The sequence below is a fragment of the Pseudomonas sp. 3MAES_34.3B genome, from assembly GCF_058145875.1.
In genome coordinates this window covers 245,625-268,485 of the sequence record NZ_CM176960.1, presented here as the reverse complement: position 1 = coordinate 268,485, position 22,861 = coordinate 245,625, and the positions used below count along the sequence as shown (strand labels likewise).

Annotated in this window: 29 protein-coding genes; 17 read left to right on the top strand and 12 right to left on the bottom strand. The window is 62.8% G+C overall.

Annotation, left to right across the window (positions count from 1 at the left end; genetic code table 11):
- Positions 1 to 5: 5 nt before the first annotated feature.
- Together pilH and AC3Z8Y_RS01240 are read right to left on the bottom strand one after the other, a co-directional pair.
- Complete coding sequence (gene pilH, locus AC3Z8Y_RS01245; RefSeq protein ID WP_490088115.1) at positions 6 to 371, bottom strand: twitching motility response regulator PilH; 366 nt, start codon at positions 369 to 371, stop codon at positions 6 to 8.
- A 56-nt stretch (positions 372 to 427) separates the two neighbouring features.
- Positions 428 to 841, bottom strand: coding sequence for a response regulator (locus AC3Z8Y_RS01240; protein ID WP_490088114.1), 414 nt, complete (start codon positions 839 to 841; stop codon positions 428 to 430).
- Positions 842 to 1,047: 206 nt separating this feature from the next.
- On the opposite strand from AC3Z8Y_RS01240, the gene gshB reads away from it, so the two are divergent.
- From gshB to AC3Z8Y_RS01205, 7 genes are all read left to right on the top strand, one after another.
- Positions 1,048 to 2,001, top strand: a complete 954-nt coding sequence (gene gshB, locus AC3Z8Y_RS01235; RefSeq protein ID WP_490088113.1) for a glutathione synthase — start codon at positions 1,048 to 1,050, stop codon at positions 1,999 to 2,001.
- Between the two features lie 101 nt (positions 2,002 to 2,102).
- Positions 2,103 to 3,005 (top strand): energy transducer TonB, encoded by a 903-nt coding sequence (locus AC3Z8Y_RS01230; protein WP_181113678.1) that lies wholly within the window; start codon positions 2,103 to 2,105, stop codon positions 3,003 to 3,005.
- 49 nt (positions 3,006 to 3,054) lie between these two features.
- Positions 3,055 to 3,624 (top strand): YqgE/AlgH family protein, encoded by a 570-nt coding sequence (locus AC3Z8Y_RS01225; protein ID WP_490088112.1) that lies wholly within the window; start codon positions 3,055 to 3,057, stop codon positions 3,622 to 3,624.
- Complete coding sequence (gene ruvX, locus AC3Z8Y_RS01220) at positions 3,624 to 4,064, top strand: Holliday junction resolvase RuvX (RefSeq protein ID WP_181113682.1); 441 nt, start codon at positions 3,624 to 3,626, stop codon at positions 4,062 to 4,064. The genes AC3Z8Y_RS01225 and ruvX overlap by 1 nt, the downstream gene beginning before the upstream one ends.
- A gap of 39 nt (positions 4,065 to 4,103) precedes the next feature.
- Positions 4,104 to 4,637: a bifunctional pyr operon transcriptional regulator/uracil phosphoribosyltransferase PyrR gene (gene pyrR / locus AC3Z8Y_RS01215; RefSeq protein ID WP_490088111.1), complete on the top strand. Its 534-nt coding sequence runs from the start codon at positions 4,104 to 4,106 to the stop codon at positions 4,635 to 4,637.
- Positions 4,634 to 5,638 (top strand): aspartate carbamoyltransferase catalytic subunit, encoded by a 1,005-nt coding sequence (locus AC3Z8Y_RS01210; protein ID WP_181113686.1) that lies wholly within the window; start codon positions 4,634 to 4,636, stop codon positions 5,636 to 5,638. Before pyrR ends, AC3Z8Y_RS01210 begins: the two co-directional genes overlap by 4 nt.
- Complete coding sequence (locus AC3Z8Y_RS01205) at positions 5,635 to 6,906, top strand: dihydroorotase (protein ID WP_490088110.1); 1,272 nt, start codon at positions 5,635 to 5,637, stop codon at positions 6,904 to 6,906. The genes AC3Z8Y_RS01210 and AC3Z8Y_RS01205 overlap by 4 nt, the downstream gene beginning before the upstream one ends.
- 60 nt (positions 6,907 to 6,966) lie before the next feature.
- Here AC3Z8Y_RS01205 and AC3Z8Y_RS01200 read toward each other — a convergent pair whose 3' ends face one another.
- The gene (locus tag AC3Z8Y_RS01200; protein WP_490088109.1) at positions 6,967 to 7,392 is read right to left on the bottom strand and encodes a TM2 domain-containing protein; all 426 of its coding nucleotides are present in this window, start codon (positions 7,390 to 7,392) and stop codon (positions 6,967 to 6,969) included.
- Positions 7,393 to 7,639: 247 nt separating this feature from the next.
- Here AC3Z8Y_RS01200 and AC3Z8Y_RS01195 point away from each other — a divergent pair, with 247 nt between their 5' ends.
- A complete protein-coding gene (locus AC3Z8Y_RS01195) occupies positions 7,640 to 8,278 on the top strand; it encodes a C40 family peptidase (RefSeq protein WP_490088108.1) in 639 nt (212 codons plus the stop codon).
- A gap of 28 nt (positions 8,279 to 8,306) precedes the next feature.
- On the opposite strand, the gene AC3Z8Y_RS01190 is transcribed toward AC3Z8Y_RS01195, so the two are convergent.
- On the bottom strand, positions 8,307 to 9,341 hold the full coding sequence (locus AC3Z8Y_RS01190) for a type IV pilus twitching motility protein PilT (RefSeq protein ID WP_490088107.1): 1,035 nt from the start codon (positions 9,339 to 9,341) through the stop codon (positions 8,307 to 8,309).
- 67 nt (positions 9,342 to 9,408) lie between these two features.
- Between AC3Z8Y_RS01190 and AC3Z8Y_RS01185 the strand changes: the two genes are divergently transcribed.
- The 8 genes from AC3Z8Y_RS01185 (at position 9,409) to AC3Z8Y_RS01150 (ending at position 15,607) form a co-directional block, all read left to right on the top strand.
- Positions 9,409 to 10,107, top strand: a complete 699-nt coding sequence (locus tag AC3Z8Y_RS01185; protein WP_490088106.1) for a YggS family pyridoxal phosphate-dependent enzyme — start codon at positions 9,409 to 9,411, stop codon at positions 10,105 to 10,107.
- 22 nt (positions 10,108 to 10,129) lie between these two features.
- A complete protein-coding gene (proC, locus tag AC3Z8Y_RS01180; RefSeq protein ID WP_490088105.1) occupies positions 10,130 to 10,948 on the top strand; it encodes a pyrroline-5-carboxylate reductase in 819 nt (272 codons plus the stop codon).
- Positions 10,949 to 10,958: 10 nt separating this feature from the next.
- Positions 10,959 to 11,549 carry a YggT family protein gene (locus AC3Z8Y_RS01175; RefSeq protein ID WP_490088104.1) on the top strand — a complete coding sequence of 197 codons (591 nt, stop codon included), beginning with the start codon at positions 10,959 to 10,961 and terminating at the stop codon, positions 11,547 to 11,549.
- Positions 11,550 to 11,665: 116 nt separating this feature from the next.
- Positions 11,666 to 12,805, top strand: coding sequence for a homoserine O-succinyltransferase MetX (gene metX / locus AC3Z8Y_RS01170; RefSeq protein ID WP_490088103.1), 1,140 nt, complete (start codon positions 11,666 to 11,668; stop codon positions 12,803 to 12,805).
- A gap of 7 nt (positions 12,806 to 12,812) precedes the next feature.
- Positions 12,813 to 13,433 carry a methionine biosynthesis protein MetW gene (gene metW / locus AC3Z8Y_RS01165; protein WP_490088102.1) on the top strand — a complete coding sequence of 207 codons (621 nt, stop codon included), beginning with the start codon at positions 12,813 to 12,815 and terminating at the stop codon, positions 13,431 to 13,433.
- Between the two features lie 99 nt (positions 13,434 to 13,532).
- The gene (gene rdgB, locus AC3Z8Y_RS01160) at positions 13,533 to 14,129 is read left to right on the top strand and encodes an RdgB/HAM1 family non-canonical purine NTP pyrophosphatase (RefSeq protein WP_490088101.1); all 597 of its coding nucleotides are present in this window, start codon (positions 13,533 to 13,535) and stop codon (positions 14,127 to 14,129) included.
- Positions 14,130 to 14,134: 5 nt separating this feature from the next.
- The gene (gene hemW / locus AC3Z8Y_RS01155; protein WP_181113979.1) at positions 14,135 to 15,274 is read left to right on the top strand and encodes a radical SAM family heme chaperone HemW; all 1,140 of its coding nucleotides are present in this window, start codon (positions 14,135 to 14,137) and stop codon (positions 15,272 to 15,274) included.
- Positions 15,275 to 15,283: 9 nt separating this feature from the next.
- Complete coding sequence (locus AC3Z8Y_RS01150) at positions 15,284 to 15,607, top strand: DUF3392 family protein (RefSeq protein WP_490088100.1); 324 nt, start codon at positions 15,284 to 15,286, stop codon at positions 15,605 to 15,607.
- Positions 15,608 to 15,674: 67 nt separating this feature from the next.
- Here AC3Z8Y_RS01150 and trmB read toward each other — a convergent pair whose 3' ends face one another.
- From trmB to AC3Z8Y_RS01130, 4 genes are all read right to left on the bottom strand, one after another.
- The gene (gene trmB / locus AC3Z8Y_RS01145; protein ID WP_490088099.1) at positions 15,675 to 16,397 is read right to left on the bottom strand and encodes a tRNA (guanosine(46)-N7)-methyltransferase TrmB; all 723 of its coding nucleotides are present in this window, start codon (positions 16,395 to 16,397) and stop codon (positions 15,675 to 15,677) included.
- Between the two features lie 8 nt (positions 16,398 to 16,405).
- Positions 16,406 to 17,200, bottom strand: coding sequence for a thiazole synthase (locus AC3Z8Y_RS01140; protein ID WP_181113720.1), 795 nt, complete (start codon positions 17,198 to 17,200; stop codon positions 16,406 to 16,408).
- Positions 17,201 to 17,244: 44 nt separating this feature from the next.
- A complete protein-coding gene (thiS, locus tag AC3Z8Y_RS01135; protein ID WP_181113722.1) occupies positions 17,245 to 17,445 on the bottom strand; it encodes a sulfur carrier protein ThiS in 201 nt (66 codons plus the stop codon).
- Between the two features lie 78 nt (positions 17,446 to 17,523).
- Positions 17,524 to 17,895, bottom strand: a complete 372-nt coding sequence (locus AC3Z8Y_RS01130) for a DUF423 domain-containing protein (protein WP_490088098.1) — start codon at positions 17,893 to 17,895, stop codon at positions 17,524 to 17,526.
- A gap of 39 nt (positions 17,896 to 17,934) precedes the next feature.
- On the opposite strand from AC3Z8Y_RS01130, the gene mtgA reads away from it, so the two are divergent.
- Complete coding sequence (mtgA, locus tag AC3Z8Y_RS01125) at positions 17,935 to 18,690, top strand: monofunctional biosynthetic peptidoglycan transglycosylase (protein ID WP_490088097.1); 756 nt, start codon at positions 17,935 to 17,937, stop codon at positions 18,688 to 18,690.
- Between the two features lie 68 nt (positions 18,691 to 18,758).
- Here mtgA and rpoH read toward each other — a convergent pair whose 3' ends face one another.
- From rpoH to ftsY, 4 genes are all read right to left on the bottom strand, one after another.
- Complete coding sequence (gene rpoH, locus AC3Z8Y_RS01120; RefSeq protein ID WP_181113726.1) at positions 18,759 to 19,613, bottom strand: RNA polymerase sigma factor RpoH; 855 nt, start codon at positions 19,611 to 19,613, stop codon at positions 18,759 to 18,761.
- Positions 19,614 to 19,719: 106 nt separating this feature from the next.
- Positions 19,720 to 20,745 (bottom strand): permease-like cell division protein FtsX, encoded by a 1,026-nt coding sequence (ftsX, locus tag AC3Z8Y_RS01115; protein ID WP_181113729.1) that lies wholly within the window; start codon positions 20,743 to 20,745, stop codon positions 19,720 to 19,722.
- Positions 20,742 to 21,413, bottom strand: coding sequence for a cell division ATP-binding protein FtsE (gene ftsE, locus AC3Z8Y_RS01110; RefSeq protein WP_181113731.1), 672 nt, complete (start codon positions 21,411 to 21,413; stop codon positions 20,742 to 20,744). Before ftsE ends, ftsX begins: the two co-directional genes overlap by 4 nt.
- Positions 21,410 to 22,828 carry a signal recognition particle-docking protein FtsY gene (gene ftsY / locus AC3Z8Y_RS01105; RefSeq protein ID WP_490088096.1) on the bottom strand — a complete coding sequence of 473 codons (1,419 nt, stop codon included), beginning with the start codon at positions 22,826 to 22,828 and terminating at the stop codon, positions 21,410 to 21,412. The genes ftsE and ftsY overlap by 4 nt, the downstream gene beginning before the upstream one ends.
- Positions 22,829 to 22,861 lie beyond the last annotated feature (33 nt).

Genomic DNA, 22,861 nt, shown 5'->3' with positions numbered 1-22,861 from the left:
CTCAGTCAGTTCGCCAGCACATCGCCGAGGGCAGCCACCAGCTCGCTCTCCTCGAAAGGCTTGGTCAGGTAGGCCCGCGCGCCCTGACGTGCGCCCCAGACCTTGTCGGTCTCCTGATCCTTGCTGGTAATGATGATGATGGGAATGTTGGCGGTCGACTCGTCCTTGGTGAGCTGACGGGTAGCCTGAAACCCGTTCATGCCCGGCATCACGATATCCATCAGCACCGCGTCGGGTTTTTCCTGGCGCGCCAACGCAACGCCATCGCCGCCATTGGCGGCCTTGAGCACCTGGTGCCCTTGCCGCTCGAGCATGCCGGTCAGTTTCTGCAATTCGGTCGGCGAGTCATCGATGATCAGGATTCGAGCCATGCTGGTCCTCGTTCGGTTATGAATTGACGTCTGCATCAACGCTTTCGCGCTCGCCGTCAGGTTGGCAAAGGCTGGAACTCCGGCACCTCGGCACGGATTGCTTCAAGCAGCGAGGCTCGGTCGAACGGCTTGGTGAGGAACCGGTCGGCGCCCACGGCGCGCGCACGGGCCCGGTCGAACAGACCTTCGCGAGACGACAGCATTATTACTGAAGTTCCAGAGAAGCGGGGGTTCTGTTTGATGAGTTGGCAGGCCTGATAGCCATCGAGGCGAGGCATCATCACGTCGATGAACACGATTCTGGGAGCGTGATCGGCCAATTGCGCCAAGGCATCGAAACCGTCCACCGCGGTGACGACCTCGCACCCCACCTGCTCGAGCAGTGTCTCAGCGGTGTGGCGGATGGTCTTGGAATCATCGACCACCATGACCTTCAAGTTCCGCGAATACGTTCGCGAATGCTGTTCCATGATCGCTCGTTCGGTTTCGTCGGCGGGTGGCCCATGCGCCGCTGCGGGGCGTCACGCGCGGGCCTCGGAGCTTTTTAGCACAGTCTTGAGGCGGCTTCCATGCCGCGCCCTTGCAGGCGCCCTTGCAGGCGCCCTTGACCAGCACGGTTGAGCGGGCCACCCTGACGGCCATCAAAGCCTGCCATTCTGCCTGGAGACACACCACCATGCCCATTCGCGTCGGCATCGTCATGGACCCCATTTCGCGTATCAACTACAAGAAAGACACGTCGCTGGCGCTCTTGCTCGCCGCTCAGGCGCGGGGCTGGGAGCTGACCTACATGGAGCTGCCAGACCTGTACCAGGCCAACGGGCAGCCACGGGCAAAGGCCGCGAGCTTGAAGGTGTTCGCTGACCCGGAGCATTGGTACGAGCTGGAAGCCGCCCAGGACATCGCCCTGCAAGACCTGGACGTGATCCTGATGCGCAAGGATCCGCCGTTCAATATCGAGTTCGTGTACGCCACGTACTTCCTGGAACAAGCGGAGCGGGCCGGCGTGCTGGTGGTCAACAAGCCGCAAAGCCTGCGCGACTGCAACGAAAAGCTGTTCGCCACCCAGTTCCCGCAGTGCAACCCGCCAACATTGGTTAGCCGGCGCCAGGACATCATCCGCGACTTCGTGGCCGAACACGGCGACGTGATTCTCAAGCCGCTGGATGAAATGGGCGGTGCATCCATCTTCCGCCACCGCCAGGGCGATCCGAACCTCTCGGTGATCCTCGAAACGCTGACGGTTCATGGCACCCACCAGACCATGGCGCAGAAGTACATCCCGGCCATTGCCGAGGGCGACAAGCGCATCCTGATGATCGACGGCGAGCCGGTGGATTATTGCCTGGCCCGGATCCCTGCCGCAGGTGAAACCCGAGGCAACCTGGCCGCAGGCGGCCGTGGCGAAGCGCGCCCACTCTCGGACCGTGACCGCTGGATCGCCGCCCAGGTGGGGCCCAGCCTGCGCGAAAGAGGGCTGCTGTTCGTGGGCCTGGACGTAATCGGCGACTACCTGACCGAAATCAACGTGACCAGCCCTACCTGCGCCCGTGAAATCGACGCAGCCTACGGCACGAATATCGGCGGCCTGCTGATGGACGCGATCGAGCGCAAGCTGCAAAGCCGCTGATGCATCCTGCCGCCCGCCTACCAGCGGCGGCACCGAAGCGGGGCATTTGCGGTATGATGCTCCGCCATTCGACTCCCAGCGGTGTGGGCTCCATATAGCCGATGACCAGCTTTACCGACATTTCCTCAAAGCTTGCGCCCAAGGCGGCCCGCCCGGCAGACCGCCTGGGCTTTGCCTTGTTCGTCGCCGCTTTGTTGCACCTGGCGGTGATTCTCGGCGTCAGTTTCAGCCTGGAGCCCCCTGCCCAGATCAGCAAAACGCTGGAAATCACCTTGTCGACCTTCAAGAGCGACAAGGCGCCCGAAAAAGCGGACTTCCTGGCCCAGGACAATCAGCAGGGCAGCGGCACGCTCGAACACAATGCGGTGCCCAAAACCACAGAGGTCGCGCCCTTCCAGAGCGAACAGATCAACAAGGTCACCCCGCCACCGGCACCACGCCCCGTACGTGAGCAGGCGCCGCAGAAAACCAAGGCCGTGGCCACCACCACCGTGCAACCACGCAAGGTCGAAGCGCGCCCGCAGCAGCAACCCGCGGACGAAAAACCCAAGGTCACCACCCCCGATTTCGACAGCTCGCAGCTGTCCAGCGAGATCGCCAGCCTTGAAGCAGAGCTGTCGAACGAGCAGCAGGCCTACGCCAAACGCCCTCGCATCTATCGCTTGAGTGCAGCCTCGACCATGCGTGACAAGGGCGCCTGGTACAAGGAAGACTGGCGCAAGAAGGTTGAACGCGTCGGCAACCTGAACTACCCCGAGCGTGCGCGCCAGCAGCAGATCTACGGCAGCCTGCGCATGCTGGTGTCGATCAACCGCGACGGCTCGCTATACGAAGTGCTGATACTCGAATCCTCCGGCCAGCCCCTGCTGGACGAAGCAGCCCAACGTATCGTGCGCCTGGCGGCACCCTTCGCGCCGTTCACCGGGGACCTTTCGGACATCGATCGGCTCGAAATCATCAGGACATGGCGGTTCGCCAAAGGCGACCGGTTGTCCAGTAACTAGTGACAGTCCATCGCTTGTAAGCATATCGAGGCAGCGCCACACTACGCCTATGAAAACCCTTGAAACGAGCTACCTCAAGCATCAGTTCCTGATCGCCATGCCGCACATGGCCGATCCGAACTTCGCCCAGACCCTCACGTACATCGTCGAGCACACGGACCGTGGCGCCATGGGGCTGGTGGTGAACCGGCCCCAAGAGCTGAACCTGGCGGATATTCTCGAGCAGCTCCGGCCAGAGGCGACGCCACCGCTTTCGGCACAGTTGGTGCCCGTATATGGCGGCGGGCCGGTACAAATGGACCGCGGCTTCGTATTGCACACCAGCGGGCCCGTATACGAGGCTACCGTAGACCTGGGCGGGATTTCCCTCTCCACGTCTCAGGATGTGCTGTTCGCGATCGCCGATGGCAGCGGCCCGGCCAACAGCCTGATCACCCTGGGCTATGCCGGCTGGGAGGCAGGCCAGCTCGAAAGCGAAATGGCCGAAAACGCCTGGCTGACTTGCCCGTTCGACCCCGACATCCTGTTCTCCGTGGCCAGCGAACAGCGCCTTAGCGCAGCCGCCGCGCGCCTGGGTGTAAACCTGAGCCTGCTGACCAGCCAGGCGGGGCACGCCTGATGGCCGTGCGTCTGCTTCTGGGGTTCGACTACGGCAGCAAGCAGATCGGCCTCGCCGTGGGCCAGGTGATCACCGGCCAGGCCCGTGAGCTGTGCGTACTCAAGGCACAGAACGGCGTGCCCGACTGGCTCAAGGTGGAAGCCCTGATCAAGGAATGGAAGCCCGATGCGCTGGTGGTGGGGCTGCCGCTGAACATGGATGGCAGCCCAAGCGACATGAGCGCCCGTGCGGAGCGCTTCGCCCGCCAGCTCAATGGCCGCTTCAACCTGCCGGTACACACCCATGACGAGCGCCTGACCACCTTCGAAGCGAAGGGCGAGCGCATGGCCCGAGGCCAACGCACCCACAGCTACCGAGACAACCCAGTGGACGCCATCGCTGCGCGGCTGCTACTGGAGGGCTGGCTGGAAGCCAACGCCGCGCAACTCTCTGATTTCTGACCCCTGCCGGGCCGCTGGCCGCGGCCGATTGGAGCCTGCATGACCCTACCGAACCCTGCGGACCTCATCCGTCAAATGGCCATCGACCTGCGCACGCGGCTTCAAGCCCGTGGTATCGAGGCGCCACGTTTCATCGGCATACGTACTGGCGGGGTCTGGGTGACCCAGGCGTTGCTCGAGGAGATGGGCATCGCCAGCGCATTCGGCACCCTCGACGTGTCCTTTTATCGGGATGATTTCAGCCAGAACGGGCTGCACCCTCAAGTGCGCCCGTCGGACCTGCCGTTCGAAATCGAAGGTCAGCACCTCATTCTCGTTGACGACGTGCTGATGAGCGGCCGGACCATCAGGGCTGCCTTGAACGAACTGTTCGATTACGGCCGGCCTGCCAGCGTGACACTGGTCAGCCTGGTGGACCTGAATGCTGCCGAGTTGCCCATCCGGCCGGACATTGCCGGGGTAACCCTGTCGCTGGCGCCGAACGAACGGGTAAAATTGCTCGGCCCTTCCCCGCTTTCCCTGGAGCAGCAGGTTGTTGAGCCTGCCTCCGGCCTTCAAGAGTCTCCTCGATGAACCCGACCCATGCCAAGCGCCCCTTGCAACTGAACGATCAGGGCCAACTGCGGCATTTCCTGTCTCTGGACGGATTGCCCCGGGAATTGCTGACCGAGATTCTGGACACCGCCGACTCGTTTCTCGAGGTAGGCGCCCGGGCGGTCAAAAAGGTCCCCTTGCTGCGCGGCAAGACCGTGTGCAACGTGTTCTTCGAGAACTCCACGCGCACCCGCACCACGTTCGAACTGGCGGCGCAACGGCTGTCCGCAGACGTGATTACCCTGAACGTGTCCACGTCCTCCACCAGCAAGGGCGAAACGCTGTTCGATACCTTGCGCAACCTAGAGGCTATGGCCGCCGACATGTTTGTGGTGCGCCACGCAGACTCCGGCGCAGCCCATTACATCGCTGAACACGTGTCGCCTGATGTGGCCGTGATCAACGGGGGCGATGGCCGCCATGCGCACCCTACCCAAGGCATGCTCGACATGCTCACCATTCGCCGGCACAAGGGTGGGTTCGAAAACCTGTCGGTGGCGATCGTGGGCGATATCCTCCACTCCCGGGTGGCGCGTTCCAACATGATCGCGCTGAAAACCCTGGGGTGCCCCGACATCCGGGTGATAGGCCCGAAAACCCTGCTGCCGGTCGGCGTGGAGCAGTATGGCGTTAAGGTCTATACCGACCTGGCCCAGGGGCTCAAGGACGTGGACGTGGTCATCATGCTGCGGCTGCAACGTGAGCGCATGCAGGGCGGGTTGCTGCCCAGCGAAGGCGAATTCTATCGGCTGTTCGGCTTGACTACTCAGCGCCTGGCACTGGCGCGGCCCGATGCGATCGTGATGCACCCAGGGCCGATCAACCGCGGCGTAGAGATCGAGTCGGCAGTGGCCGACGGCCCACAATCTGTCATCCTCAACCAGGTCACCTACGGCATTGCCGTGCGTATGGCGGTGCTGTCCATGGCCATGAGCGGCCAAGCAGCCCAACGGCAGTTCGAGCAGGAGAACGTGCAGTGAGTTTAAGCATTATCGGCGCCCGGCTTATCGACCCGGCGTCGGGCCTGGATCAGCTGTCCGACCTCCATGTGGAAAACGGCAAGGTACTGGCTATCGGCGCCGCCCCGGCAGGCTTCGCACCGGCGCGGCAGATCGCCGCTCAAGGGCTGGTGGCCGCGCCGGGGCTGGTAGACCTCAACGTTGCGCTGCGCGAGCCAGGCTACAGCCGCAAGGGCAGCATCGCCAGCGAAACCCGGGCTGCGGCCGCGGGTGGCGTGACCTCGTTGTGCTGCCCTCCGCTGACCCGCCCGGTGCTGGACACCTCCGCCGTGGCCGAACTGATCCTCGACCGCGCCCGCGACGCCGGTCACTGCAAGGTGTACCCCATCGGCGCACTGAGCAAAGGCCTGGAGGGCGAGCAGCTGGCCGAGCTGGTTGCATTGCGGGATGTAGGCTGCGTGGCCTTCGGCAATGGCCTGAACAGCTTTAGCAACACGCGCACGCTGTGCCGGGCGCTGGAATACGCCGCCACCTTCGACCTGACCGTTGTCTTCAACTCCCAGGATCGGGACCTGGCGGCCGGCGGCCTGGCGCACGAAGGCCCCACGGCGAGCTTCCTCGGCTTGTCGGGGATACCGGAAACGGCCGAAACCGTTGCGCTGGCGCGAGACTTGTTGCTTGTGGAGCAAAGCGGTGTAAGGGCGCATTTCAGCCAGTTGACCACGGCCCGTGGCGCCGAAATGATCGCCCAGGCTCAGGCACGTGGCTTGCCGGTTACCGCGGACGTGGCGTTGTACCAGTTGATCCTCACCGATGAGGCATTGACCGGCTTCTCCAGCCTGTACCACGTGCAGCCGCCATTACGCACCCGGGCAGACCGCGACGGGCTGCGTGAAGCAGTGAAAGCCGGTGTCATCCAGGCAATCTCCAGCCATCATCAACCGCATGAACGCGACGCCAAACAGGCGCCGTTCGGCGCGACCGAGCCAGGCATCAGCAGCGTGGAGCTATTGCTGCCGCTTGCACTGACTTTGGTAGAAGAAGGGTTGCTGGATTTGCCCACATTGCTGGCCCGCCTCACCGCAGGCCCGGCTCAGGCACTGCGCCTGCCTGCCGGGGAAGTGAAAGTGGGTGGCCCGGCAGACCTGTTGCTGTTCGATCCTGCCGCCAGCACCCTGGCGGGCGAGCGTTGGCATTCGCGTGGGGAAAACAACCCCTTCGCGGGCCACTGCCTCCCGGGCGCGGTGCGTTACACGATCGTGGACGGGCACATCAGCCACGAATCGTAAAGGCTGCTGCGGCGTGGCTTGCCGGCGGAGGTGATACCCCGGCGAGTCGCATCCCTGAGATCAGCCGCGATACGCTTCGCGGTTCTTCAGCGAAATCTGGTCGTTGAGCGTCCAGAAGTCGTAAAGAATTCCCACCACGAACAGCCCACCGGTGAAGAAGTACAGCACCGCCGTGATCCATTTGCGCTGGTAAAGGCGGTGTACCCCGAAAAGCCCGAGAAAGGTCAACAGCAACCAAGCGATGTTGTAGTCCAGCGGGCCGCTATGGAAACGCAGGTCTGCCTGGCGATCCATGGCGGGGATCAGGAACAGGTCGATCAACCAGCCGATACCCAGTAACCCGAGGGTCAACAGCCAGATCGTGCCGGTCACCGGCTTGCCATAGTAAAAGCGGTGAGCCCCCGTGAAGCCGAAAATCCACAAGGCATAGCCGAACACAATGCTGTGCGTGTCTTGAAGCCTGGGCTCGGGTTGATAGGTATTCATAGAGGCTGACTTCGCTCTCGATTATTAAAATTTGTGGAAGAAAGTGTGACTTTCCGGCGGTTACCCGACAAGCGGTAACGCAGTATAAAGCGTGAGCGAAGCCGGCTAAACCGGGGGCTAGGTGGATGTCATAGACATAAAACCCTGTTCAGGGTTCGCCGTAGCACGTTCGCGGATCGACCAGCGGGTCAAAAACAGGGAAAAAAGCTGTTATAAAGTTGCGCGCCACATCATCGAGCCCTGCCTAATGCACCTACTAATCAAGACATGGCTGACAGTTTGCCTTTTATGTCCCCTGGCCGCTTACGCCTCTAACCGTGAGCAACCGCTGCCTTCGAGTTTTTCGGGTTACACCGCTCAGGCTGGCGAAACCGAATCCGCGCCCCGCGCTCCCCGCCATGCTCCGCGCAAGGCTGGTATCCATTCCGCTCAGGTAGCGGCTGCCCAGATGTCCGCCCGGCAGAACAGCCAGAGCAATGCCGTGCTCAGCCGCGCCGTTCAGGTACTGGGTACGCCGTACAAATGGGGGGGCAGCAGCCCAAGCAAGGGCTTCGACTGCAGCGGCCTGGTGAAATACGCCTTCAATGACGTAAAAGCCATCGACCTGCCCAGAACCTCCAACGCCATGGCCGACGGCCACGGGGTGAAAGTTGCCCGGGAAGACCTCAAGCCCGGCGACCTGCTGTTCTTCAACATCAAGGGCCGCCAGGTGAATCACGTCGCGATCTACCTGGGTGACGACAAGTTCATCCATGCCCCGCGCCGTGGCAAGGCGGTGTCTATCGACACCTTGAACAAGCCGTACTGGAAAGCTCATTACGTAGTGGCCAAGCGGGTGTTGCCGAAGCAGCCCGCTGCTACCACCTTGCGTATCACCCAGCGCTGAAGCCCGCCCTCGTTAAAGAGGGCACGGTTTACAGGCTTTCAGGGTTCTTGGCTTTTTCCCGGGCCGCATCCTTGGCAATCAGGCCCTTGGACAGCAAGTCCTTGAGGCAGGCATCCAGCGTCTGCATGCCAAGCGATCCGCCCGTCTGGATGGCCGAATACATCTGGGCGACCTTGTCCTCCCGGATGAGGTTACGGATGGCGGGCGTGCCGATCATGATCTCGTGGGCCGCCACTCGCCCCCCGCCGATCTTTCGCAGCAGGGTTTGAGAGATCACCGCCTGCAGTGATTCGGACAGCATCGAGCGCACCATCGACTTCTCTTCGGCCGGGAACACATCCACCACGCGGTCGATGGTTTTGGCCGCCGAGGTGGTGTGCAGGGTGCCGAACACCAGGTGGCCGGTTTCCGCGGCGGTCAACGCCAGCCGAATGGTTTCCAGGTCCCGCATCTCCCCTACCAGGATCACGTCCGGGTCTTCCCGCAGCGCCGAGCGCAGCGCATGGGAAAAGCCGAGCGTATCGCGATGCACCTCACGCTGGTTCACCAGGCATTTCTTCGATTCGTGAACGAACTCGATCGGGTCTTCGATCGTAAGAATATGGTGATGCTTGTTGTTGTTCAGGTAGTCGATCATTGCCGCCAAGGTAGTGGACTTGCCCGACCCCGTGGGCCCGGTTACCAGCACCAGCCCCCGCGGCACATCGGTGATGCGCCGGAACACATCACCCATGCCCAGGTCATCCATGCTCAGCACTTTGGAGGGGATGGTCCGAAATACCGCGCCGGCCCCACGGTTCTGGTTGAATGCGTTCACCCGGAAGCGCGCGACACCCGGCACTTCGAAAGAGAAGTCCGTTTCCATGAACTCTTCGAAATCCTGGCGTTGTTTGTCATTCATGATGTCGTAGATCAAGGCCTGCACGGCCTTGTGATCCAGCGGCGGCAGGTTGATGCGGCGAACGTCGCCATCCACGCGAATCATGGGCGGCAGCCCGGCGGAAAGGTGTAAATCCGAGGCACCTTGCTTCGCGCTGAAGGCCAACAACTCAGTAATGTCCATGAGACTCCCCAAATACAGACAAGCAGGTAGAATGCCGCTGACCCCTAAAGCCGCTGGCGCCAAGTCAATGTCCACCATAGCAGACAACCTTTCCTCGGTGATCGCGCGAATCGGTGCCGCCACTCAAGCCGCGGGCAGGGCGCCCGGCAGCGTGAACCTGCTGGCGGTGAGCAAGACCAAGCCGGCCCAGGCCGTACGCGAAGCTCATGCGGCGGGGCAACGGCATTTCGGCGAAAACTACCTTCAAGAGGCGCTGGCCAAGCAAGCCGAACTGGCGGACCTGGACCTTACCTGGCATTTCATCGGGCCTATCCAGTCCAACAAGGCCAAAGCCATTGCCGAGCACTTTCACTGGGTGCATTCGGTAGACCGGCTGAAAGTTGCCCAACGCCTGGCCGAACAACGGCCTGCCCATCTTCCGCCCCTTAACGTATGCCTGCAGGTGAACATCAGCGGCGAGGCCAGCAAGGCCGGGTGTGAACCCGCCGAGCTTGCCGCCCTGGCCGCTGCGGTTGCCAGGCTACCAGGCATCTGCCTGCGGGGCTTGATGGCCATTCCCGAGCCCGGCATGAGCATTGACGAACAGAACGCTACTTTCGCGCGCGTGCGGGCCTTGCGCGACAGCCTCGATGGCGCACTGGATACCCTGTCCATGGGCATGAGTGACGACCTCGAGGCCGCGATCAGCCAGGGCGCGACCTGGGTTCGCATTGGTACCGCACTGTTCGGCGCCCGCGACTACAGCAAGCCTGAACCCACCGCCTGACTACCCGATCACAGGAATTTTCATGAGCACACCACGTATCGCCTTCATCGGCGCCGGCAACATGGCAGCGAGCTTGATCGGTGGCCTGCGCGCCGAGGGCGTCGAGGCCAGCCGGCTCACGGCCAGCGATCCAGGCCAGGACACCCGCGAACGCATCGCCGCGGCCTATGGCATCGCCACGTTCGAAGACAACGCCGCGGCGGCGAACAATGCCGACATCGTGGTACTCGCCGTCAAACCCCAGGCCATGAAGGCTGTGTGCGAAGCCTTGCGCCCCGCACTGCGCCCGGGCCAACTGGTTGCGTCGATTGCCGCAGGCATTACCTGCGCCAGCCTGCACGCCTGGCTCGGTGAGTGCCCTATCGTACGCTGCATGCCCAACACCCCGGCGTTGGTACGTGAAGGTGCCAGCGGCCTGTATGCCACGGCTCAGGTGAGCGAAGAGCAAAAGCGTGACGCCCAGCAGCTGCTCGGCGCCGTGGGCATGGCATTGTGGCTGGAAAGCGAACAGCAACTGGACGCCGTAACGGCGGTATCTGGCAGCGGCCCGGCGTACTTCTTCCTCCTGATCGAAGCCATGACCCAGGCCGGGGAAGCCCTTGGCCTGCCCCGCGAAACCGCCGCCAGGCTCACCCTGCAAACAGCCGTTGGTGCTGCGCGCATGGCGGCCGACAGCGATGTGGATGCCGCTGAGCTGCGCCGTCGGGTAACCTCTCCGGCAGGCACCACCGAAGCGGCGATCAAGTCCTTCCAGGCCGGCGGTTTCGAGGCACTGGTGGAACAGGCTCTGGGTGCGGCAGCCCATCGCTCGAAAGAACTGGCAGAACAACTCGCCCACTAAGGAGCGTTAGATGATTGGATTGAACACCGCACTGATTTACGTGCTGCAAACCCTGGGCAGCCTTTACCTGCTGATTGTTCTGCTGCGCTTCGTGCTGCAACTGGTACGGGCGGACTTCTACAACCCGCTGAGCCAGTTTGCCGTACGCGCTACCCAGCCGCTGCTGCGCCCGTTGCGGCGGATCGTGCCCAGCCTGTTCGGGCTAGACATGTCGTCGCTGTTGCTGGCGATCATCATCCAGATGGTGATCATGGCCCTCACCCTGCTGCTGGCCTATGGCACCACGGGCAACCCGTTGCAGTTGTTGATCTGGTCGATCATTGGCGTGACGGCGCTGTTCCTGAATATCTTCTTCTTCGCCATGATCATCAGCGTGATCCTGTCGTGGGTGGCCCCGGCCAGCCATAACCCGGGCGCGGAACTGGTCAATCAGATCTGCGAACCGGTGCTGGCGCCTTTCCGCCGCCTGCTGCCAAACCTGGGGGGCCTGGATATCTCCCCGATCCTGGCATTCATGGTGCTCAAGCTGCTGGACATGCTGGTAATCAACAACCTTGCCGCCATGACTGGCATGCCGCAGATCCTGCGCACACTCATCTGATAACGTGCCTGCGCTGCTCGCCGCAGCGCGCTACTGGCAAGCGCCGCGGCGAAGGCGCTTGCCCCCTCTGCCCCCCCTCCTTATCCTTACGCCTCATTTGAGTGAGAGCAGGGTCGATGTCCACAGTCTTCCCCGAAGATTCCGTCGGTTTGGTCACACCGCAACTAGCGACGTTCAGCGAGCCATTGCCGTTGGCCTGTGGGCGCTCGCTGGCCGCCTACGAGCTGATTTACGAAACCTACGGCCAGCTCAACAGCGACGCCAGTAACGCCGTATTGATCTGCCACGCCCTTTCCGGGCATCACCACGCCGCGGGCTACCATAGCGAAGCCGACCGCAAGCCCGGCTGGTGGGACAGCGCCATTGGCCCAGGCAAGCCCATCGATACTCGCCGCTTCTTTGTAGTGGCCCTGAACAACCTCGGTGGCTGCAACGGCTCTACTGGCCCGGGCAGTATCGACCCTGCTACCGGCACGCCGTTCGGCGCCAACTTCCCGGTGCTTACCGTGGAAGACTGGGTAAACAGCCAGGCGCGCCTTGCCGACCTCCTGGGCATCCGCCAATGGGCCGCCGTGGTGGGCGGCAGCCTGGGTGGCATGCAAGCGCTGCAATGGTCGATCAGCTACCCGGAGCGCCTGCGTCACTGCGTGGCCATCGCCTCGGCACCTAAACTGTCCGCCCAGAACATTGCGTTCAACGAAGTGGCCCGGCAGGCCATTTTGTCCGATCCCGAATTCCATGGTGGTGATTTCCAGGCCGAAGGCGTGATCCCCAAGCGCGGGCTGATGCTGGCGCGCATGGTAGGCCATATCACCTACCTGTCGGATGACTCCATGGGCGAGAAATTCGGCCGTGAGCTCAAGCACGACCAACTGGCCTACGATTTCCACAGCGTTGCCTTCCAGGTAGAAAGTTACCTGCGGTATCAGGGCGAAGAGTTCTCGGGCCGTTTCGACGCCAACACCTACTTGCTGATGACCAAGGCACTGGACTACTTCGACCCTGCCGCTGCGCACGGCGATGACCTGGCCAAAACCCTGGCCAACGCAAGCGCCGACTTTTGCATCATGTCCTTCACCACGGACTGGCGATTCTCGCCGGCACGCTCGCGTGAGATCGTCGATGCCCTGATGGCGGCGCGCAAGAACGTGTCCTACCTCGAAATCGACGCGCCCCAGGGCCACGATGCGTTCCTGATTCCTATCCCGCGCTACCTGCAGGCGTTTTCCAGCTACATGAACCGTATTGTGATTTGAGGTGCCCATGAGAGCCGATCTGGAAATCATCCAGGAATGGATACCGGCCGGCAGCCGGGTACTCGACCTGGGCTGCGGCAACGGTGAGTTGCTCGCATGGTTGCGGGACCACAAGGGTGTGACCGGCTACGGCCTGGAAATCGACCCGGGCAACATCAATGAATGCGTGCGCAAGGGCGTGAACGTCGTCGAGCAGAACGTGGACAAGGGGCTGGGCAACTTCGCCAGCAACAGCTTCGATGTGGTGGTGATGACGCAAGCCCTGCAGGCCGTCGAGTATCCCGACCGGATCCTCGAAGAGATGCTGCGGGTAGGCCGGCAGTGCATCATCACCTTCCCCAATTTCGGCCACTGGCGGTGCCGCTGGTACCTGGCCACCAAAGGCCGCATGCCGGTGTCGGAGTTCCTGCCCTACACGTGGTACAACACCCCGAACATCCACTTCTGCACCTTCGAAGACTTCGAGAACCTGTGCCGCGAGCGTGACGCACAGGTGCTCGACCGCCTGGCCGTCGACCGCCTGCACCGCCATGGCTGGGCCAGCCGCCTGTGGCCCAACTTGCTAGGCGAGATCGGTATCTATCGCCTCAGCAGCCCTCAGTTGCGCCCGGAACACATGGCCGTGTGACCGCCCGGCCGATGCGCTTGCCGCCACGGCCACCCCGGGGCATGCTCCCGCTATTTCCGGCGCCTCGGCGCCGGTCGCTTATCAAGCAGCTATCTATTTATGATGAACATCACTCAGTTGGTACTTGCCAGCCATAACGCCGGCAAACTCAAAGAACTTCAGGCCATGTTGGGGAGCAGCGTTCAGCTGCGCTCGGTAGGCGAATTCAGCCAGGTCGAACCGGAAGAAACCGGGTTGTCCTTTGTCGAGAACGCGATTCTCAAGGCTCGCAATGCGTCGCGCCTGTCCGGGTTACCGGCCCTGGCGGATGATTCCGGGCTGGCGGTAGATTACCTGGGCGGCGCGCCGGGCATTTATTCAGCGCGGTATGCCGATGGCCAAGGCGATGCGGCGAACAACGCCAAGTTGCTGTCTGCCCTTGAAGGGGTGCCCGATGCGGGGCGTGGCGCGCAGTTCGTGTGCGTGCTGGCGCTGGTGCGCCATGCCGATGACCCACTGCCTGTCCTTTGCGAGGGCCTGTGGCACGGGCGCATTCTGCCTGCCGCCAGCGGCGCCAACGGCTTCGGTTACGACCCGCTGTTCTGGGTACCGGAGCGCGACTGCTCCAGCGCCGAGCTCTCGCCTGAAGAGAAAAACCGGATCAGCCACCGCGCCCGGGCAATGGCCCTGCTTCGCCAGCGCCTGGGCCTTGCGTGAAACCCATGATCGAGCTACCACCGCTGGCGCTGTATATCCACATCCCGTGGTGCGTACGCAAATGCCCCTACTGCGATTTCAATTCGCACGCAGCCGGGCCAGAGTTACCTGAGGACGCCTACGTCAGCGCACTGCTGGACGACTTCGACCGCGACCTGCCCGCTGCGCTGGGGCGGCCACTGACCTCCATCTTCTTCGGTGGCGGCACGCCCAGCCTGTTCAGTGCAGCGGCGCTTGGGCGATTGCTGGAAGGCCTGCGCGCCCGGATCCCCATGGCGCCGGACGTGGAAATCACCCTGGAGGCCAACCCCGGCACGTTCGAGCAGGATAAGTTCGTTGCCTACCGCAAGCTGGGCATCAATCGGCTGTCCATCGGCATCCAAAGCTTCCAGGCCGACAAGCTCGAGGCGCTGGGGCGTATTCATAGCGGAGATGAAGCACTGCGGGCCGCGGAGATGGCGCGCCGGGCCGGCTTTGATAACTTCAACCTGGACCTGATGCATGGCTTGCCCGGCCAGAGTCAGGAGGAAGCATTGGACGACTTGCGCCAGGCCATCGCTTTGGCGCCCACGCACCTGTCCTGGTACCAGCTTACGCTCGAACCCAACACGGTGTTCTGGAACCAGCCGCCACAGCTGCCCGAAGACGACATTCTCTGGGACATCCAGGAGGCCGGCCAGGCATTGTTGGCCAGCGCAGGCTTTGCCCAATACGAAGTGTCGGCCTACGCTCGCCCCGGGCGCCCCGCGCGGCACAACCTCAATTACTGGAGCTTCGGTGATTTCATCGGGATCGGCGCTGGCGCCCATGGCAAGCTCACCGGCGCGGACGGCAGTGTGCGACGCACCTGGAAAACCCGGTTGCCCAAGGACTACCTGAACCTTGCCAAGCCGTACCTGGCGGGCGAAAAGGTTCTGGCACCCGAAGAGTTGCCGTTCGAATTTCTGATGAATGCCTTGCGCTTGACCGAGGGTGTACCTGCGGCGCTCTTTCCCGAGCGCACCGGGTTGCCGCTGGCTGCGCTGGAAGAAGGCCGCCGGGCCGCCGAACAAAAAGGCTTGTTGCGCGTCGAACCGGAGCGGCTGGCGGCGACGGAGCGGGGCCAGCTGTTCCTGAATGACCTTCTGCAACTGTTTTTGACCTGAGGACCCCGGATGGACATGCTTCTGGAGCTGCTTTCAACGATGTCACGCTGGTGCCGAGGCAACCTTTCGGAAATCGCCCTGGCCCTGGTCGGCTGCGTGCTCGTGCTGTTCGGCGCCCGGGTAAAGGCCTGGGGCGAACAGAAAGTCGGCAGCATGGGCGGGATATTGCGCATACCGGCCATGGCATTGGCCTGCATGGTAGGCAGCGGCGCAGCGCTCATCTATGCCACGCCGTGGGTACTCAAGGGGCTGCAGCAGTTCAACAACTACAGCCTGGCACCCGTGCTGCTTGTGGTGCTGGTACTGATTGGCGTGGTAGCCGACAAAAAGTAGCAGCAGGTGGATTGCTGTGGGGCCAAGCCAGGTTCGGGGTCTTCGACCCCTCGTACAGTGATTCGGGTTATTCCACCCGCTCGAACTTCAGGTCCCACACGCCATGGCCCAGCCGTTCGCCGCGGCGTTCGAACTTGGTCACCGGGCGCTCGCTCGGGCGCTCTACCCAGCGGCCATCACTGGCCTGGTTGCGGTAGCCGGGCGCTGCGTTCATCACCTCAAGCATATGGTCGGCATAGGCTTCCCAATCCGTCGCCATGTGCAGCACGCCGCCGGGCTTGAGTTTGCTGCGCACCAGCTCGGCGAACGCTGGCTGCACGATTCGGCGCTTGTGATGGCGGCTCTTGTGCCAAGGGTCGGGGAAGAACAACAGCAGGCGATCCAGGCTAGCATCGGCCACGCAGCGCTTGAGTACTTCGATGGCATCGCAATCGAACACCCGAACGTTGTTCAGCCCCTGGCCCAGTACACCATTGAGCAGCGCGCCCACGCCGGGACGGTGAACTTCAACGCCGATGAAGTCCTGCTCCGGCGCTGCTGCGGCCATCTCCAGCAAGGAATGGCCCATGCCGAAACCGATCTCCAGCGTGCGCGGCGCAACACGGCCGAATACCTTGTCGAAGTCGACCGGAGCGTCGGCCAGCGGCAGGATGAACAGCGGCCCACCTTGGTCAAGGCCACGCTGTTGCCCTTCGGTCATGCGCCCGGCACGCATCACGAAGCTTTTGATGGTGCGGTGGTGCGCCGGGGTGCCCTCGGCATCAGCCGGGGTAGAGTGCGAATCAGTCATGAAGGCTCTTACTTGATCAGGCCATCCAGCGGCGAAGAGGCGCTGGCATAGAGTTTTTTCGGCATGCGACCGGCCAACCAGGCCAAGCGGCCGGCGATGATCGCGTGTTTCATGGCTTCGGCCATTTGTACGGGGTGCTGTGCATGGGCAATCGCCGAATTCATCAGCACGGCTTCGCAGCCCAGCTCCATGGCAATGGTGGCGTCCGAAGCTGTGCCCACTCCCGCGTCGACCAACACCGGCACCTTGGCTTCTTCCAGGATGATCTGCAGGTTGTAGGGGTTGCAGATGCCCAGGCCAGTACCGATCAGGCCTGCGAGCGGCATTACTGCAATGCAGCCGATTTCGGCCAGCTGGCGCGCGATGATCGGGTCATCACTGGTGTACACCATCACGTCGAAACCTTCCTTGACCAATACTTCAGCGGCCTTGAGGGTTTCGATCACGTTGGGGAAAAGGGTTTTCTGGTCGGCCAGCACTTCGAGCTTCACCAGCTTGTGGCCATCGAGCAGTTCCCGGGCCAGGCGGCAGGTGCGCACGGCTTCGGTGGCATCGTAGCAACCGGCGGTGTTTGGCAGGATGGTGTAGCGGTCCGGCGGCAGTACGTCCAGAAGGTTGGGTTCGCCCGGATTCTGGCCGATATTGGTACGCCGTACCGCTACCGTGACGATCTCGGCGCCAGAGGCTTCGATGGCCAGCCGGGTTTCTTCCAGGTCACGGTATTTACCGGTACCTACCAGCAGGCGGGACTGATAGGTACGGCCTGCCAGAACGAACGGCTTGTCGCTGCGGGATGTGCTCATGGGTGATCCTCGTAGATGGTAGACGCGCTGCAGGTACGGGGCGCCTAACCGCCGCCGATGGCCTGCACCACTTCTACCTGGTCGCCTTCTTTAAGCGGCGTGCTGGCATGCTCGCCACGGGGGACGATGTCCAGGTTCAGTTCGACCGCGACACGTCGCCCGGCCAGTTCCATGCGAGCCAGCAGCCCAGCGACGGTTTCGCCGTCAGGCAGCTCGAAGGTGTCTCCGTTCAACTGAATGCGCATGTGGGGCGCCATCGAAAAGTGGGGCGTGCATTCTAGCCCGATCGCGCACGCCGACCAAGGCGCCTGCGACCGCGCGCGTCAGCCCAGGCGCCAGGCGGCAAGCCCCAGGCACGCCCAGCCTGCCAGGAACGCCAGGCCACCGAAGGGCGTAATGATGCCCAAGCGCGCCACGCCGCTCAGGGTGAGCGCGTAAAGGCTGCCCGAAAACAATACGATGCCGAGGCAAAACAGCAGGCCTGCCCAGGTGACAAGGCGCCCCGGCAACAGGTTTGCGAGCACGGCAACGCCCAGCAGCGCCAACGCATGCACCAGCTGATACTGCACCCCGGTCTGGAAGATAGCCAGGTAATCCGGGGAAAGCCTGCCCTTGAGGCCGTGGGCGGCGAATGCGCCAAGGCCTACGCCAGTGAAGCCAAAGAAAGCGGCTAGCATCAGGAAACTGCGCAACATGAAAGCTCCGTCCGGATCGACAGCGTCAGGGCCTGTATAATGGCCCGCTCTCACGGCCGGGCCAAGCTCACTATGCTAGGTACTCTACTGCAGCGCATTCGCCGCTTCCTGATGTGGTTCGCCATTGGCAGCGCGGCATTGGTACTGGTGTTGCGCTGGGTGCCACCACCGGGTACCGCGTTAATGGTGGAGCGCAAGGTGCAATCCTGGGTCGATGGGCAACCTATCGACCTGCAGCGCACCTGGCGCGCCTGGGACACCTTGCCGGATGACCTCAAGGTAGCGGTCATTGCAGGCGAAGATCAGAAGTTTCCATTCCATTGGGGGTTCGACCTCCCCGCGATCCGCGCTGCGTTCACTCATAACGAACGAGGCGGTTCGCTTCGCGGCGCCAGTACGCTCAGCCAGCAGGTGTCCAAGAACCTCTTTCTGTGGTCGGGGCGCAGCTATTTGCGCAAGGGCCTGGAAGCCTGGTTCACCGTGCTGATCGAAGTACTTTGGCCCAAGCAACGGATACTTGAGGTATACCTCAACAGCGCGGAATGGGACGACGGGGTGTTTGGCGCGGAAGCGGCGGCGCGGCATCACTTCAATACCAGTGCTGCCAATCTATCTCGGCAACAGGCCAGCCTACTGGCCGCGGTACTGCCCGCGCCCCGAGAATGGAGCGCGGCACGCCCTAGCCCCTATGTGCTGAGAAGGGCTGCGTGGATTCGCCAGCAGATGAGCCAACTGGGAGGGAGCGATTACCTGGCGAACCTGGGCAAGGCCCGGTCGGCGCCGTGGGCGGATTGACGGCACCTGAGGGTATCTGAAGAGGATGGCCCGGCCCCCCCAAGATGCGGAGGGGCCCGGCCCGGGCATCAAGCGGCGATAGCGCCCTTGAGCTTGGTCATCGCGTTCTTTTCCAGCTGCCGAATGCGCTCGGCCGACACGTTGTACTTGGCGGCAAGCTCGTGCAGCGTGGCTTTCTCTTCAGCCAGCCAGCGCTGGTAAAGGATGTCGCGGCTGCGCTCGTCCAGTACTTCCAGCGCTTCGTGCAGGTTGCTGGTGGAGCTGTCCGCCCAGTCTGCGTCTTCGAGCTGACGCGCTGGATCGTAACGGTGATCTTCGAGGTAATTGGCAGGCGACTGGAACGCGCTGTCGTCGTCCGCTTCCGCAGCCGGGTCGAACGCCATGTCCTGGCCGGTCAGGCGGCTCTCCATTTCACGCACTTCGCGTGGCTCCACGCCGAGGCTCTCGGCCACACGGTGTACTTCGTCGTTGTTCAGCCAGGCCAGGCGTTTTTTCTGGCTGCGCAGGTTGAAGAACAGCTTGCGCTGCGCCTTGGTGGTGGCCACCTTGACGATGCGCCAGTTGCGCAGGATGAATTCGTGAATCTCCGCCTTGATCCAGTGCACGGCAAAGGACACGAGGCGTACGCCCATTTCAGGGTTGAAGCGCTTGACGGCCTTCATCAGGCCAACGTTACCTTCCTGGATAAGGTCGGCCTGGGCCAACCCGTAGCCGGAATAGCTGCGTGCGATGTGCACCACGAAGCGCAGGTGGGCCAGTACCATCTCCCGCGCTGCGTCGAGATCCTGATCGTAGTAGAGCTTTTCGGCCAGTTCGCGCTCCCGCTCCGGTGTCAGCAGCGAGATGCTGTTCACCGCATGCACGTAGGCCTCGAGGTTTGCCCCCGGGACTAGCGTATACGCAGGTTGCAATGAAGTGGTCATTCAAAAACCTCCGACAAACAGATGTGCGCCTTGTGAGCGCCGACCCAATAGACCGCGCTGCCAGGGATGAGTTCCGGGCGCGCGTTCCTTGGCGTCAGAAATGTGGTTATCGCGGCGCCAGCTCCCTGAGGTGCCTCGCCACTGCAATCCACGCACCGATATACCCTAACAATACCGCACCAAGCAAGAGGGACAGCCCGTCCGAACCCGGAACCCCGCCCAGCGCGAAATCACTTCCATAAAGCCCGGCAAGGTTGACCACCGCGCCGTTGAGCCAATCCAGGCCGAAGGCGAGTACCGCCCAGGCCAGCACGCCTGCGCCGAAGCCATAGAGGGCACCCATATAAAGGAAGGGGCGGCGTACATAGGCGTCGGTGCCACCGACCAGCTTTATGACCTCGATCTCGTTCCGGCGGTTCTCGATATGCAACCGAATGGTATTGCCGATCACCAGCAACAATGCCGAGATCAACAGCACTGCCAGGCCGAAGACGAAACGGTCCCCCAGTTTGAGAATGGCCGCAAGGCGTTCGACCCATACCAGATCAAGCTGCGCCTGTTCCACGTTGGGCAACTGGGACAACTGCTCGCGCAGCGCTTCCAGGGCCGGCTTGTCGACTTCTCGCGGGGTGACCACCACAACGCCCGGCAGCGGATTGTCCGGAAGCTCTCTGATGGCTTCACCCAGGCCTGACTGTTGCTGGAAGGCATCCAGGCCCTTCTCGCGGCTGATAAATTCGGCGTCCGCTACGCCGGCCAGCGCCTTGGCCTGTTCGACCAACGCATCGCCTTCACGGCTGCCGGCTTCCATGCGCATATACAGAGAAATCTGCGCCGCGCGCTGCCACGAGCCGCCCAAGCGTTCCACATTCTTGAGCAGCAAGGACAGGCCCATGGGCAGACTGAGCGCTACAGCCATCACCAGGCATGTGAACAGGCTACCTATAGGGTGCCGGCCCAGGCGCTTCAGGCTATCAGCCAGGCTGGCGCGATGGCTTTCAAGCCAGGCACGGAACAGGGTGCTGAAGTCCGGCCCATCATCGTCGTCATTGCGCCGCGGTTTTTTAGGTGCCGCCTCGGCAGGCTTCGGCGCCACTCGGTCGGACACCTTCGGGCTACGTGTCGCGCTCATTGGCCAGCCTCCCCGTCACCGATCAACCGGCCACGCTGCAGTGTAAGCATGCGATGGCGCATGCGAGCGATAAGCGCAAGGTCATGGCTGGCAATAAGCACGCTGGTGCCCAGCCGATTGATGTCTTCGAACACGCCCATGATTTCCGCCGCCAGCCGTGGGTCGAGGTTACCCGTGGGCTCGTCCGCCAGCAGCAGGGCTGGCTTGTGAACGATCGCCCGGGCGATACCCACTCGCTGTTGCTGGCCGGTGGACAGGTCGCCCGGATACAAATCGCCCTTGTCGCCGAGCGATACGCGATCCAGGGCGGCATCCACCCGCTTGGCGATTTCGGCCTTGGACAGGCCTAGAATTTGCAGCGGAAGGGCAATATTGTTGAACACCGTACGGTCGAACAGCAGCTGGTGGTTCTGGAATACCACGCCGATCTGCCGGCGCAGGAACGGAATCTGGGCGTTGCTTATCTGCCCGAGGTCCTGCCCGGCCAGCAGCAGCTTGCCGCTGGTGGGGCGTTCCATGGCCAACAGCAAACGCAAAAGCGTGCTTTTACCGGCACCAGAGTGCCCTGTGACGAAAAGAAATTCGCCGCGCCGCACGCGAAAACTCAGCTCATGCAGGCCTACGTGGCCATTCGCATAGCGCTTGCCGACCTGTTCGAAGCGGATCATGAGTGGTCACGCTCGGCAAACAGGGCTTGAACGAACGGTTCGGCTTCAAACGCACGCAGGTCGTCGATGCCCTCGCCTACGCCGATATAGCGAATCGGCAGGGCGAATTGCTTGGCCAGTGCGAAGATGACGCCGCCCTTGGCTGTACCGTCCAGCTTGGTCAGCGCCAGGCCGGTAAGCGCCACCGACTGGTTGAAGTGCTTGGCCTGGTTGATCGCGTTCTGCCCGGTGCCGGCATCCAGCACCAGCAACACCTCATGAGGCGCGGCTTCGTCCAGCTTGCCGATCACACGGCGTACCTTCTTCAGCTCCTCCATGAGGTTGTCCTTGGTGTGCAGCCGCCCGGCGGTGTCGGCGATCAGTACATCGATGCCGCGGGCCTTTGCCGCCTGAACCGCGTCGAAAATTACCGAGGCGGAATCGGCGCCCGTGTGCTGCGCGATAACCGGCACGTTGTTGCGATCACCCCACACCTGCAACTGCTCTACAGCAGCCGCCCGGAAGGTATCGCCTGCTGCCAGCATCACCTTTTTGCCTTCGCGCTGGAAGCGCGCGGCAAGCTTGCCGATGGTGGTGGTCTTGCCCGCGCCATTCACGCCGACCACCAGGATAACGAAGGGTGACTGCTGCTTGTCGATGACCAGTGGCTGCTCCACAGGGCGAAGCATGTCGGCAAGCTCACCCTGCAACGATTTGTACAGCGCCTGGGCGTCAGTCAGCTGCTTGCGGGCAACTTTCTGGGTGAGGTTGCGGATGATCACCGATGTCGCTTCTACGCCTACGTCCGCCGTGAGCAGCCGGGTTTCGATTTCATCGAGCAGGTCATCGTCGATAGCTTTCTTGCCCAGGAACAGGCTGGCCATGCCCTCGCCGATGCTGGCGCTGGTCTTGCTCAACCCCTGCTTGAGGCGTGTGAAGAACCCGGCCTTTGCAACAGGCTCAGGCTCGGCTTGAGCTGGCGCGGCAGGCTCAACCTGCGGCGCAGCTACCGTAACCGGCTCTACAACCGGAGCGGGCTCGCTGGCAGCCACGGCGTGAGCCGCCTGAACGGCTTGCGCAGCGGTAGGTGGCGGCAGCGGAGCGGGGTCGGGCTCCGGCCGGATGCCAACGGGCTCCTCGGGCACCGGCAGTTCCAGCGCCGGCGGTGGCGGTGGCGCAAGGCTGGGCTCGCTCGCGGGCTCGGGCTCGGGCTCGGGTGCAGGCTCCGGTGCCAACACCGGCTCAGGCGCCAGCTCTACGGCGCGCTCGGCGGTAGTTTGCGCAGCGGTGGGCGCGGGAGCGGGAGTTTCCGGCTCGAGGGGCGCCTCAGGCGCCTGAACAGCGGGCTCCTGCGGCTTTTTCCGCAGCCAGCCGAACAGGCCTTTTTTCTCGCCGGCCGGGGCCGGGGTCTTCTTATCGTCACTGGAACCAAACATGGAAGGCGGCTATCTCAAGGTAGCGAAGCGCCA